This window comes from Leifsonia sp. GW821-FHT13C05, from assembly GCF_058806515.1.
Window position 1 is genome coordinate 26465 of the sequence record NZ_JBXAPT010000007.1, and the last position, 11866, is coordinate 38330.

15 protein-coding genes and 2 tRNA genes are annotated in these 11866 nt (G+C 66.8%); 11 read left to right on the forward strand and 6 right to left on the reverse strand.

The window, feature by feature from the left end; all coding sequences use genetic code 11:
• Positions 1 to 15: 15 nt before the first annotated feature.
• The 4 genes from gyrA to AC1ROC_RS16750 all read left to right on the forward strand — a co-directional run bounded on the left by gyrA (position 16) and on the right by AC1ROC_RS16750 (position 3208).
• Positions 16 to 2553 (forward strand): DNA gyrase subunit A, encoded by a 2538-nt coding sequence (gene gyrA, locus AC1ROC_RS16735; protein WP_434952401.1) that lies wholly within the window; start codon positions 16 to 18, stop codon positions 2551 to 2553.
• Complete coding sequence (locus AC1ROC_RS16740) at positions 2543 to 2956, forward strand: DUF3566 domain-containing protein (RefSeq protein WP_085367453.1); 414 nt, start codon at positions 2543 to 2545, stop codon at positions 2954 to 2956. The genes gyrA and AC1ROC_RS16740 overlap by 11 nt, the downstream gene beginning before the upstream one ends.
• A gap of 59 nt (positions 2957 to 3015) precedes the next feature.
• Positions 3016 to 3092: transfer RNA gene (locus tag AC1ROC_RS16745), tRNA-Ile, on the forward strand.
• A gap of 43 nt (positions 3093 to 3135) precedes the next feature.
• Positions 3136 to 3208: transfer RNA gene (locus AC1ROC_RS16750), tRNA-Ala, on the forward strand.
• Between the two features lie 29 nt (positions 3209 to 3237).
• On the opposite strand, the gene AC1ROC_RS16755 is transcribed toward AC1ROC_RS16750, so the two are convergent.
• Complete coding sequence (locus AC1ROC_RS16755; RefSeq protein WP_493001548.1) at positions 3238 to 3702, reverse strand: Lrp/AsnC family transcriptional regulator; 465 nt, start codon at positions 3700 to 3702, stop codon at positions 3238 to 3240.
• 93 nt (positions 3703 to 3795) lie between these two features.
• On the opposite strand from AC1ROC_RS16755, the gene AC1ROC_RS16760 reads away from it, so the two are divergent.
• Complete coding sequence (locus AC1ROC_RS16760; protein ID WP_493001550.1) at positions 3796 to 4236, forward strand: rhodanese-like domain-containing protein; 441 nt, start codon at positions 3796 to 3798, stop codon at positions 4234 to 4236.
• A 3-nt stretch (positions 4237 to 4239) separates the two neighbouring features.
• Here AC1ROC_RS16760 and AC1ROC_RS16765 read toward each other — a convergent pair whose 3' ends face one another.
• A complete protein-coding gene (locus AC1ROC_RS16765; protein WP_493001552.1) occupies positions 4240 to 5103 on the reverse strand; it encodes an Fpg/Nei family DNA glycosylase in 864 nt (287 codons plus the stop codon).
• A gap of 47 nt (positions 5104 to 5150) precedes the next feature.
• Here AC1ROC_RS16765 and AC1ROC_RS16770 point away from each other — a divergent pair, with 47 nt between their 5' ends.
• On the forward strand, positions 5151 to 5567 hold the full coding sequence (locus AC1ROC_RS16770; protein ID WP_085367458.1) for an NUDIX hydrolase: 417 nt from the start codon (positions 5151 to 5153) through the stop codon (positions 5565 to 5567).
• On the opposite strand, the gene AC1ROC_RS16775 is transcribed toward AC1ROC_RS16770, so the two are convergent.
• Together AC1ROC_RS16775 and AC1ROC_RS16780 are read right to left on the reverse strand one after the other, a co-directional pair.
• Positions 5564 to 5761: a PspC domain-containing protein gene (locus tag AC1ROC_RS16775; protein ID WP_168688237.1), complete on the reverse strand. Its 198-nt coding sequence runs from the start codon at positions 5759 to 5761 to the stop codon at positions 5564 to 5566. The genes AC1ROC_RS16770 and AC1ROC_RS16775 overlap by 4 nt on opposite strands.
• Before the next feature lie 141 nt (positions 5762 to 5902).
• Positions 5903 to 6448 carry a hypothetical protein gene (locus tag AC1ROC_RS16780; protein WP_168688238.1) on the reverse strand — a complete coding sequence of 182 codons (546 nt, stop codon included), beginning with the start codon at positions 6446 to 6448 and terminating at the stop codon, positions 5903 to 5905.
• 101 nt (positions 6449 to 6549) lie between these two features.
• Between AC1ROC_RS16780 and AC1ROC_RS16785 the strand changes: the two genes are divergently transcribed.
• Positions 6550 to 7089, forward strand: a complete 540-nt coding sequence (locus AC1ROC_RS16785) for a peptidylprolyl isomerase (protein ID WP_493001555.1) — start codon at positions 6550 to 6552, stop codon at positions 7087 to 7089.
• A gap of 23 nt (positions 7090 to 7112) precedes the next feature.
• Positions 7113 to 7949 (forward strand): rhomboid family intramembrane serine protease, encoded by an 837-nt coding sequence (locus AC1ROC_RS16790; RefSeq protein WP_434950625.1) that lies wholly within the window; start codon positions 7113 to 7115, stop codon positions 7947 to 7949.
• 225 nt (positions 7950 to 8174) lie between these two features.
• Here the strand turns inward: AC1ROC_RS16790 and AC1ROC_RS16795 are convergent, their stop codons facing one another.
• Complete coding sequence (locus tag AC1ROC_RS16795) at positions 8175 to 8417, reverse strand: cell division protein CrgA (protein ID WP_055897136.1); 243 nt, start codon at positions 8415 to 8417, stop codon at positions 8175 to 8177.
• A gap of 121 nt (positions 8418 to 8538) precedes the next feature.
• On the opposite strand from AC1ROC_RS16795, the gene AC1ROC_RS16800 reads away from it, so the two are divergent.
• From AC1ROC_RS16800 to AC1ROC_RS16810, 3 genes are read left to right on the forward strand one after another with little or no spacing between them, the layout of a single operon-like run.
• A complete protein-coding gene (locus AC1ROC_RS16800) occupies positions 8539 to 9345 on the forward strand; it encodes a class E sortase (RefSeq protein WP_493001558.1) in 807 nt (268 codons plus the stop codon).
• A 5-nt stretch (positions 9346 to 9350) separates the two neighbouring features.
• Positions 9351 to 9509, forward strand: coding sequence for a DUF4175 domain-containing protein (locus tag AC1ROC_RS16805; RefSeq protein ID WP_143465528.1), 159 nt, complete (start codon positions 9351 to 9353; stop codon positions 9507 to 9509).
• Positions 9506 to 10144: an anthranilate synthase component II gene (locus tag AC1ROC_RS16810; RefSeq protein WP_434950629.1), complete on the forward strand. Its 639-nt coding sequence runs from the start codon at positions 9506 to 9508 to the stop codon at positions 10142 to 10144. The genes AC1ROC_RS16805 and AC1ROC_RS16810 overlap by 4 nt, the downstream gene beginning before the upstream one ends.
• Positions 10145 to 10167: 23 nt before the next feature.
• On the opposite strand, the gene pknB is transcribed toward AC1ROC_RS16810, so the two are convergent.
• Entirely contained in the window at positions 10168 to 11859 is a 1692-nt protein-coding gene (gene pknB / locus AC1ROC_RS16815) for a Stk1 family PASTA domain-containing Ser/Thr kinase (protein ID WP_281727826.1), read from the reverse strand.
• Positions 11860 to 11866: the final 7 nt, after the last annotated feature.

Consider the following 11866-nt stretch of genomic DNA (forward strand, 5'->3'; position numbering starts at 1 on the left):
CCCGGAGACGACATCGTGACCGACGACACCGCAGGGGCCGGATTCGGCGTCCACGGCAGGATCGACCAGGTCGATCTGCAGTCCGAGATGCAGCGCTCCTACCTCGACTACGCCATGAGCGTCATCATCGGGCGTGCGCTGCCCGAGGTGCGTGACGGTCTCAAGCCGGTGCACCGCCGTGTGATCTACGCGATGTTCGACGGTGGATACCGTCCGGACAAGGCGTTCTCGAAGTGCGCCCGCGTGGTCGGCGACGTGATGGGGCAGTTCCACCCGCACGGCGACTCGGCCATCTACGACGCGCTCGTCCGCCTGGTGCAGCCGTGGAGCCTCCGCTACCCGCTCGCGCTCGGCCAGGGCAACTTCGGTTCCCCCGGCAACGACGGAGCTGCAGCCCCGCGTTACACCGAGACCAAGATGGCCCCGCTCGCCATGGAGATGGTTCGGGACATCGACGAGGAGACCGTCGACTTCCAGGACAACTACGACGGTCGCACCCAGGAGCCGGCTGTCCTCCCCGCCCGCTTCCCGAACCTGCTGGTCAACGGCTCGGTCGGCATCGCGGTCGGCATGGCCACGAACATCCCGCCGCACAACCTCCGCGAGGTCGCGGACGGTGCGTTGTGGTACCTGGCCAACCCGGATGCGCCGCGCGAGGAACTCCTCGAAGAGCTGATCAAGCGCATCAAGGGACCGGACTTCCCGACCGGCGCGCAGATCCTGGGCGTCAAGGGCATCCAGGACACCTACCGCACCGGCCGCGGCTCGATCACGATGCGTGCCGTCGTGGCGATCGAGGAGATCCAGGGCCGCATCTGCCTGGTGGTCACCGAGCTGCCGTACCAGGTGAACCCGGACAACCTGGCGATCAAGATCGCCGACCTGGTCAAGGACGGCAAGATCGGCGGCATCGCCGACATCCGCGACGAGACCTCCGGCCGCACCGGCCAGCGCCTCGTGATCGTGCTGAAGCGGGATGCTGTCGCCAAGGTCGTGCTGAACAACCTGTACAAGCACACGCAGCTGCAGGAGAACTTCGGCGCGAACATGCTCGCGATCGTGGACAACGTGCCCCGCACGCTCGCCCTCGACGGCTTCATCACCGCGTGGGTCGACCACCAGATCGAGGTCATCGTCCGGCGCACCCGCTACCGTCTGCGCAAGGCGGAGGAGCGGGCGCACATCCTGCGTGGCTACCTCAAGGCACTGGATGCGCTCGACGAGGTCATCGCGCTCATCCGCCGGTCTCCAACGGTGGACGACGCCCGCACTGGCCTGAAAGACCTGCTCGACGTCGACGACATCCAGGCGGACGCCATCCTCGCGATGCAGCTGCGCCGCCTGGCCGCCCTCGAACGTCAGAAGATCATCGACGAGCACGACGCGATCGAGCGTGAGATCGCCGACTTCCAGGCCATCCTCGCCGACCCGGTGCGCCAGCGCACGATCGTCAGCGACGAGCTCACCGAGATCGTCGACCGCTTCGGCGACGACCGCCGCACCGAGATCATGTTCGGCTTCGACGGCGACATGAGCATGGAAGACCTCATCCCCGAAGAGGAGATGGTGGTCACGGTCACCCGCGGCGGCTACATCAAGCGCACCCGCAGCGACAACTACCGCTCCCAGCACCGTGGTGGCAAGGGCGTCAAGGGCGCCCAGCTGCGCGGCGAGGACGTGGTCGACCACTTCTTCGTCACCACCACGCACCACTGGCTGCTGTTCTTCTCGACCAAGGGTCGCGTCTACCGCGCCAAGGCGTACGAGCTGCAGGAGGCCGGGCGCGACGCCAAGGGCCAGCACGTCGCCAACCTGCTCGCCATGCAGCCGGATGAGGAGATCGCCGAGATCCTCGACATCCCCGACTACGAGGCGGCGAAGTACCTGGTGCTCGCCACCCGCGACGGCCTGATCAAGAAGACGGCGCTCAGCGAGTACGACACGAACCGCTCCGGCGGCATCATCGCGATCAAGCTGCGCGAGGAGGACGAGCTCGTCTCCGCGCTGCTCGTGGACGAGGACTCCGACCTGCTCCTCGTTTCCCGCAAGGGCATGTCGATCCGGTTCACCGCGACCGACGAGGCGCTGCGCCCGATGGGCCGGTCCACCTCCGGTGTGATCGGGATGCACTTCCGTGGCGACGACACCCTGCTCGACGTGTCCGTCGTCTCCGACAACGGATACGTGTTCGTGGTGACAGAGGGAGGGTACGCGAAGCGCACCTCCGTCGACCAGTACCGACTGCAGAACCGCGGCGGTCTGGGCATCAAGGTCGCGAAACTGAGCGACGACAGGGGCGACCTGGTCGGCGCGCTGATCGTGGATGACGACGACGAGGTCCTTGTGGTTCTTGCCAGCGGCAAGGTGGTACGCTCCTCCGTGGCCGAGGTACCCGCCAAGGGCCGCGACACGATGGGTGTCGTCTTTGCACGTTTTGCCGAGTCCGACAAGATCATCGCTCTGGCCAAGAACACCGAACGAAACCTTGATTCTCAGGAAGATGACGAAGAATCTGGTGACGTCGGGAAGGAAGAAACCGTAGATGAGCAGTAGTGTTGCCGAAAAGCTCGCCAAGAAGTCATCCCGGAGACCCGTGTCCGCTAAGCAGGTGCGACTCAAGCTGGTGTACATCGACTTCTGGTCGACCGTGAAGCTGTCGTTCCTGGCCGGGATCTGCCTGGCGATCATCGCGATCGTCGGAACGTTCCTGGTGTGGACGGTCCTCGACCGCACGGGGATCTTCGACCAGATCAACAGCCTGTTCAAGGACATCTCGGGCGCAGGAGGAAGCGACCTCAAGTCGATCCTCGGCCTCGGCCAGGTGATGGGCTTCTCGCTCGTCGTCGGAATCCTCGACATCATCGTGATCACCGCGCTCGGCGCTGTCTTCGCCTTGCTGTACAACCTCTCTGTGAAGATCACCGGCGGCCTGCTCGTCGGCTTCACGAACAACTAGCAGCACCCGCCGATTTCGCATTGGCCGGGCAGATCAGGTAGTCTCTAATCTGCCCAATCGGGGATATAGCTCAGGCGGTTAGAGCGCTTCGCTGATAACGAAGAGGTCCGAGGTTCAAGTCCTCGTATCCCCACCACTGTGATTCGGAAGACGATGTTCTTCCGGAATCGCAGCCCCTCGGGGCCTTAGCTCAGTTGGTAGAGCGCCTGCTTTGCAAGCAGGATGTCAGGAGTTCGAATCTCCTAGGCTCCACAGTTTTTCCCCTGCTTCTCCTCGCGCGTTCATCCCGCCGGCGGCACGATCGGCCGCGTCGGGAACGGGCTCGAATACGAGACGCTCGTCGTCACGCTGCCGAGGGTTCCGATCTTTCCGCTCACCTGTTCGAGGTGCCGCATCGAGGTGGCCACCACCTTCAGGATGAAGCAGTCGTCTCCGGTGACGTGGTGCGCCTCCACGACCTCCGGCGTCTCCGCGAGCAGGTCGTGCAGCGGCGTGTACACGCTGCTCGGGTAGCGCAGGCGCAGGAACGCGAGGATGCCGTAGCCGAGGCGTTCCGGGTCGATCAGCGCCCGGTAGCCGCCGATCACTCCGGCCTCCTCCAGGCGGCGCACCCGCTCGGCCACCGCGGAGTTCGACATGTGCACCCGCCGCGCCAGCTCGGCGATGGACTGGCGGCCGTCGCGCTGCAGCTCGGCGAGCAGGGCGTCGTCGACCGAATCGGTCACGTATGGGGGATTCGCGGTCATGCGCCGATTCTGCCATCACATCCCCGGCGGTGAGGGCCGAATGCCGGTGATCGTCTCTTCAAACCGGCCTCGCGCATCCCTACTCTGTTGCTCATGACCGTTTCAGCCGCAGATGCCGCCCGCCACTTCGCCGCGAAGCTCGACTTCGAAACCGACCCGTCCGACGTGAAAGCGGCACGGGATGCGGGGGAGCGGTTCGTGCTCGTCGACTCCCGGGGGCACGCTGCGTGGTCGCAGGCGCGCATCCCGGGCGCTGTGCACCTGCCGACGGCGGACATCCGGGAGCGGGCGGCAGCGCTCATCCCGGAGGGCACTCCGGTGGTCGTGTACTGCTGGGGTCCAGGATGCAACGGCTCCACCCGTGCCGCGCTCGCTTTCAGCCTGCTCGGATACCCGGTGAAGGAGATGATCGGCGGGTTCGAGTACTGGGCGCGCGAAGGGCTCGGCATCGAGAACGACCTCGGCCCCGTGGAGCGGCCCACCGACGAGCTGACGGCGCCCCTGGCGGTGGATGCGATCAACTGCGACTGCTGACTGTCACTTGAGCAGCCGGGACAGCACGCGGTCGGCCAGCGGCTTGCCCCCGGTCTGGCAGGTGGGGCAGTACTGCAGGGTGGAGTCGGCGAAGATCACCTGGCGCACCGTGTCGCCGCAGACCGGACAGGGCTGACCCGTGCGGCCGTGCACCTGCATCCCGAGCTTCTTCTCGCCTTTGAGCTCGGAGGCGGCGAGGCCGTCGGCGCGGGCGAGCGCATCCCGGAGCGTGCTCTGCATGGCGGCGTAGAGGCGGGAGACCTCCTCCGGAGACATCGAGGCCGGCTTGAACGGCGACATGCGTGCCGTGTGCAGGATCTCGTCCGAGTACGCGTTGCCGATTCCCGCAATGATCGACTGGCTGCGCAGCACACCCTTGATCTGGGCGCGGCCGTCGCCGGCCAGGATGCCGGCGAAGACCTCCTCCGTGAACTCCGGCGCCAGGGGGTCGGGCCCGAGGTTGGCGACGCCCGGCACATCGGACGGATCGTGGACGACCGAGATCGACAGGCTCTTCTTGGTGCCGGCCTCCGTGATGTCGAGCCCGGTGCCGTCGTCGAGGACGAGACGCGCGGCCAGCGGGCCCTTCCCGGGGCGACCGGTGGGCGGGGGAGGCGGCGCATCCCGCCAGCGGACCCAGCCCGCCCTGGCCAGGTGCATCACGATGTGCAGGTCGCCGGCCGAGATGTCCAGGAACTTGCCGTGCCTCGTCACGCCGCCGATGGTGAGGCCGCTGACCGCCGATACCGGCGGATCGAACGTCTTGAGTGCCGCGAACGCGACGATGCGCAGCGAGTCGATGACACGGCCGCGGAGGCGCGCGTCGAGGTCGGCTGCGAGAGCCGTGACTTCGGGGAGTTCAGGCACGCATCCAGTCTGCCGCGTGCGACCGACAAGCGCAGTAGGGTAACGGAATGGATATCAGGGTCGCTGCCTACGGGGTCATCGTCGACGACGGCAAGATCCTGCTTGCGCACTGGAACGAGGGCGGTCGCTCCGGCTGGACGCTGCCTGGCGGCGGCATCGACCCCGGCGAAGACCCGGTGGATGCGGTGGTCCGCGAGATCGCGGAGGAGACGGGCTACGAGGCGGTCGCCGGCGAGCTGCTCGGCATCGACTCGCACATCGTGCCCGCCGAAGCGCGGTTCGCGGCCGACGCCGGACCGCTGCACGCGCTCAGGATCGTCTACCGCGCATCCGTGGTGGGCGGCACGCTCGCGAACGAGCTGGACGGCACAACCGACGAGGCGCGCTGGTTCCCGCTGCACAGCATCCCGTCGCGGAGGGTCGAACTCGTCAACGTGGCGCTCGGGATGGCCGGGCTGGCCTAGGCCTGGCGGGGCTTGAGCTCCGACGGGATGATGATCCACATCGCGAGGTACGCGATGAACTGGGGGCCGGGGAGCAGGCAGGAGAGCAGGAACAGGACGCGCACCGTGGTGGCGCTCCATCCGAAGCGCTGAGCGAGTCCCGCGCAGACCCCGCCGAGCACGCGGCCGGAGGTTGGACGGTAGAGAGTGTTCATGCTTCGATTCTGGCCGTGCGCCGCCGGACCCGGTATCGGGGAATCCCCCCAATCGACCCTGAGGAAAGCACCAGGTCGCGGACGCGCGACGGCACGCGAAAGGGGTGGCGCCCTCCGGCACCACCCCTTTCGACGTCGCTGCTACTCGGCTGCGGGAGCCGTGGGCTCTTCGTCGGCGACCCAGAGCTCGTCGTCTGCGCGGAAGGTCTGCCACACGGCGTAGAGCAGCCCGACGGCGGCGATGGCGCCGAGGACGACTGCGATGACCGTCCCAGCTCCCGGGCCGGACGAGTCGTTGGTGGCGGCCTTGACCTTCTTCGACACGTCTTTGCCCGCCTTCTTCACGTCACCGATGAAGGCGCGTGCGCGTGCATCCCGAGCGTGGTCGACCACGGACATCGCCGTGCCGACGACGGTTCCCACAGCGGGGATCACGTCGGTGACCAGGCGCTCGCGTGCCACGCCGGCGACACGGCCGGCGGTCTGCGTGGCCGGGCGCACGTAGTGCTCGTACCCGTCGCGCACTCGCGGAGCGATCTCTTCGCGTGTGTAGTAGGCAGCCTGCTTGCGGGCCTCTGCGGCAACCGCGTTGGCATTCGCCAGCACGTCCTGCTGCTGACCCCAAAGCTCCTCGGCGCTACTGCGCAGTCGCTTGAGTTCCTTCTTCCGCTTCCGTGTCAGGTTCATCTGGACCTCCATTGCGTCGTGTAGCGAACTCACTCCATCTTGCCACCTAAAGGCCTGTGGATGGCCCGAGAGCCGAGAAGCCCTGTGCAAGAATTGGTGCCATGTCTAAGCACACCGCTGTCGCCACTCTCCACACTAACTACGGGGACATCAAGGTCAACCTCTTCGGCAACCACGCACCGAAGACGGTCAGGAACTTCGTCGGCCTGGCGACCGGTGAAATCGAGTGGACGCACCCGGGCACGGGCGTGAAGAGCACCGACCCGCTCTACGACGGTGTCGTCTTCCACCGCATCATCCCCGGCTTCATGATCCAGGGCGGCGACCCGCTCGGCCAGGGCATCGGCGGACCGGGCTACCAGTTCGACGACGAGATCAACCCCGAGCTCGACTTCACGCAGCCGTACATCCTCGCCATGGCCAACGCCGGCATCCAGGGCGGCCACGGCACCAACGGCTCGCAGTTCTTCATCACCGTCGCACCCACCACGTGGCTGCAGGGCAAGCACTCCATCTTCGGCGCCGTCGAAGACGAGGCGTCCCGCAAGGTCGTCGACAAGCTCGCCGAGCTGCCGACGGACGCACGCGACCGGCCGCTCGACGACGTCGTCATCGAGTCGGTCACCGTCGAGCAGGCCTAGTAGCGGCGGGGGCGGGTCGAACGATGTCTCAGCCCGTCGACGCGAGGGCGACCTTTTGCTATCGGCACCCCGACCGGCAGAGCTATGTGCTCTGCCAGCGGTGCGGTCGCACGATCTGCCCCGAATGCCAGACGCCCGCCGCTGTCGGCGTGATCTGCCCGGAGTGCATGGCCCAGCAGCGGGCTGAGGCTCCGCGCACCAAGCCGGCCTGGGTCACCAGGATGACCGGCAGCGGCGCGCCCGTCGTCACGTACGCGATCATCGCGCTCTGCGTGGTCGTGTTCATCCTGCAGCAGCTTCCCGTGCTCGGTTCGACGGTCACGGGTGCCCTGCAGTACGCGGGCGTCTACTCGACGCCGATCGCGTTCGAGCCGTGGCGGATGCTCACCACGGTGTTCACGCACGGCAGCATCCTGCACATCGCGCTCAACATGTACACGCTGTGGATCTTCGGCATGATGCTGGAGCCGCTGCTCGGCAGAGCCCGGTTTGCCGCACTGTTCCTCATCAGCGGCTTCGCCGGCTCGGTGGGTGTGCTGCTGATCGCCAATCCGCTGCAGCCGGTGGTCGGCGCATCCGGTGCCATCTTCGGGATGCTCGGAGCGTTCTTCATCATCCAGCGGCGCCTCGGCGGCAACGCGACCCAGTTGCTGGTGCTGGTCGGCATCAACCTGGTGATCGGGTTCATCCCGCAGTTCGGGATCGCGTGGCAGGCGCACATCGGCGGCCTCATCGGCGGCGCGCTGGTCGGGCTGATCTACGTCGAGACGCGCAGCATCGCGCGCCGTCGCTGGCAGCTGCCGCTCCTGATCGTGCTGTGCGTGCTGCTCGTCGCGCTGAGCCTGATCCGATTCCTGTAATTCCTCCCCAACGCGTGGATAAGTTATCCACAGGCTTATTAACAATGGGGATAATTACACACGTGTAACTCTCCACAGGCTTATTAACACTGGGGAGAACCACACCCGTGTGGTTGTCCTCACTGTGGAGGACACCTGTGAATAACTCGGTCGTCATGGCCGCCGGGGCATGAAAAAACCCGGGACCGGCTGCTGCCGATCCCGGGTGGAGAATATGCCGAAGGCTCAGCGCCAGCGGGTGGTCATGAGGAAGCCGATGAAGGCGATGCCGAAGCCGACGAGGATGTTCCACGCGCCGAGAGCCGGGATGGGATACATGTTCTGGCTCACGTAGAAGACGATGATCCACACCAGCCCGAGAAGCATGAAGCCGAACATCACCGGCTTGAACCAGACAGGGTTGGGGGCGTCCTCGCCCGACTGGGCGACAGTGCGCTCGGGCTTGGTCTTCGACTTGGTGCGTGCCATAGCTCCATAGTGTAGCGGGAGAGGCTGTGGGACTCCGCTGTCAGCTTCCCCACGCTTTCAGGGGACTTTCCGAGGGATGCGCGGTGCCATTACACAGGCGGAGTCTCCTAGAATCACACATATGACCGACCCGAACCCCCCGCAGGACGCCACTGCGTCCCCCGGACGGGTCCGGCGACGTCGACGCCCCCGTCAACGCGTCACCTTCTTCGGCGTGCTGGGCGAGCTGCTCATCACGGCCGGCGTGCTCGTTCTCCTCTTCCTGGGCTGGCAGATCTGGTGGAACAGCCTTGTGCTTGCCGGCCAGCAGACCGGCGCAGCGCAGGCGCAGAGCCAGCGCTGGCTGGACGAGGCGGCGAAGGCCCCAACCCCTACGCCGACAGCGACCGACACCGCGCAGCCTCCCGCTCCTCCCGTGCAGGCCGAGCCCGCTGACTACGAGCCGTTCGCCGTCATCTACATCCCGCGGCTCGGTGCGGACTGGAAGCGCACCATCCGGGAGACCGTCGACACCGAGCGGGTGCTCAACAGCTACGACGCCGGCGTCGGTCACTACAAGGGAACAGCCATGCCCGGCCAGGTCGGCAACTTCGCGGTCGCCGGGCACGACAGCGGATGGGGCAACACCTTCATCGACCTGTCCAAGCTGCACATCGGCGACCGCATATATGTGCAGACCAAAGACGGCTGGTACACGTACACGTTCCGCAACTTCGAGTACGTGCAGCCGAGCGCCGTCGAGGTGATCCTGCCCGTGCCGCGGCAACCGGATGCGACGCCGATCGACCGCCTGATGACGATCACCACCTGCAACCCGCCGTTCCACGCGGGAGAGCGGCTGATCGCATACACCGTGTTCCAGGACTACGCACCGATGCAGCAGGTGCCCAGCGAGATCGCGGCCGCCGTTGCGGCCAACGGAGGGTGACGACGATGTACGGTGCACTATGGCGCATCCTGCCTGGACCGGTGTGGGTGCGCATCCTGATTCTGATCGTGCTGTTCGTGGCGGTGCTCGCGGCGCTCGTCACCTGGGTGTTCCCTTGGGTTGATTCGCTCTTGGGCCCCCAGGAAGGTACCGTGGGGCCGTGACCCGCGTACTCGTCATCGACAACTACGACAGCTTCGTCTACACGCTGAACGGCTACCTCCATGAGCTGGGAGCGCAGACCGAGGTCGTCCGCAACGACGACATCGCCGAAGCCGACCTGCCGGCACGCCTCGCCGAATACGACGCCGTGCTGGTGTCGCCGGGGCCGGGCAAACCCGCGGACGCCGGGGTCTCCATCCCGATCGTGAAGCTCGCCCTGCAGACCGGGATGCCGCTGCTCGGCGTCTGCCTCGGTCACCAGGCCATCGCCGAGGCGTTCGGCGGTGTCGTCACCAACGCCGAAGAGCTCATGCACGGCAAGACCTCCGAGGTCAACCACGACGACAGCCCGTTCTTCGACGGCGTCGGTCAGCCCTTCACCGCCACGAGGTACCACTCGCTCGCGGTCGTCGACGGCACCATGCCGGACGACCTGATCGTCACCGCGCGCACACCCGGCGGCGTGATCATGGCGCTGCGGCACCGCGAGGCCCCGATCTACGGCGTGCAGTTCCACCCGGAGTCCGTGCTCACCGAGGGAGGATACCGGATGCTCGGAAACTGGCTCGAGGTGGCGGGACTGCACGGCGCCGCCGACGCATCCCGTGCGCTGAACCCGCTCGTGAAGCTGGTCTAGACCCCTGGTCTAGCCGGGCTGACTTAGCCCGAGCAGTAGGTCAGGTCGACCGCTGAGCCCTGCGGCACGTCGCCCACCTGCGACTGGGTGTGCACCAGGGGCGCTCCCTTGTCTTGCGGGCAGGTCGCATCCGGTTTCGGGTTCACCGTGAGGCCGAGATCCGACAGGATGCCCGTCGCCGCCTGCAGAGACTGACCGGTGAGATCGGTGACCGTGACCTTGCCGCTCGACACCGTGAGCGCGATGGCGTCGCCCTCGTGCGCGTTGGCGTTGGGGGCAGGGTCGGTGGTGATGACGACGTTGGCCGGGACCGTCGACGAGTTCGTCGTGGTGACGGGGCCGACGGAGAGGCCGACAGCGGCGAGGGCCGCCTTGGCCGCATCCGTGGTCATGTTGTGCACGTCGGGCACGCTGACCGTCTTCTTGCCGGTCGAGACGTAGACGGTGATGGTGTCACCGGTGGCGACGACGATGCCTGCGCCAGGATCGGTGCGGATGACCTCGCCCTGCGGATACGTCGAACTCGCCTCGGACGCCTGTGTCCACTTGAGCTTCATGTCCTGCAGCTGCGCGGTGGCCTTGTCGAGGGTCTGGCCGGACAGGTTCGGCACCTCGCGCGAGGTCTCCGGCATCGTGGTGCTCGGCGCGAGCCGCAGCACCCACGCCAGCACGGCGACGATGACGACGGCCATGATCGCGACACCGGCCCAGATCCAGATGACCGGTGGGCGGCGCTGCGTGCGGACCATCGTCTGGTCTTCTGCGAGCTGGCGGAACGCGGCCTCCGGACCGGACACGACGCTCGGCGGGGCGCCGAAGAGGGTCTCGCCCAGCGCATCCGGGGTCTTGTGGACGGGCACCTTGCCCGAGGCGGCCAATTCGAGGTCGTCGCGGAACTCGGTGACCGTCTGGTAGCGCTCGAACCGGTCCTTGGTGAGCGCGCGGGCGACGACGACGTCCATCGCCGGGGAGATCTTGTGGTTGATGGAGCTCGGCTTGACCGGCGCCTCGCTGACGTGCTGGTACGCGACGGCGACCGGGGTGTCCCCACGGAACGGCGGGCGGCCGGTGAGCATCTCGAAGAGGACCACGCCGGTGGAGTAGAGGTCGGTGCGCGCATCCACGGACTCGCCCTTGGCCTGCTCCGGAGAGAAGTAGCTGGCAGTGCCGAGGATGGCGGTGGTCTGCGCCACCGTGGCCGAGGAGTCGCTGATGGCGCGCGCGATCCCGAAGTCCATGACCTTGACCTGGCCGGACTTGGTGATCATGACGTTGCCCGGCTTGATGTCGCGGTGCACGACGCCGGCGCGGTGCGAGTACTCGAGCGCGGTGAGGATGCCCTCGGTGATGCGCACGGCCTCGGAGACCTCGAGCGGCCCCTTCTTGATCAGGTCTTTGAGGAGCACGCCGTCGACGTACTCCATGACGATGAAGGGCAGCTGCGCCTCGTGACCGTTCGGCTCGCGGACGGTCTCCTCGCCGGCGTCGAAGACGCGGACGATCGTGGGATGCGCCATGCGGGCCGCGGCCTGCGCCTCCTGGCGGAAACGCGTGCGGAACGCGGGGTCTGTGGCCAGAGACGGCTTGAGCAGCTTGATCGCGACCGTGCGGCCGAGGCGGGTGTCTTTGCCTCGGTGCACATCGGACATGCCGCCCCGTCCGATGAGTTCGCCCACCTGATATCGGCCTGCGAGCAGGCGGCTATCTGGGCTCAATGCGGAC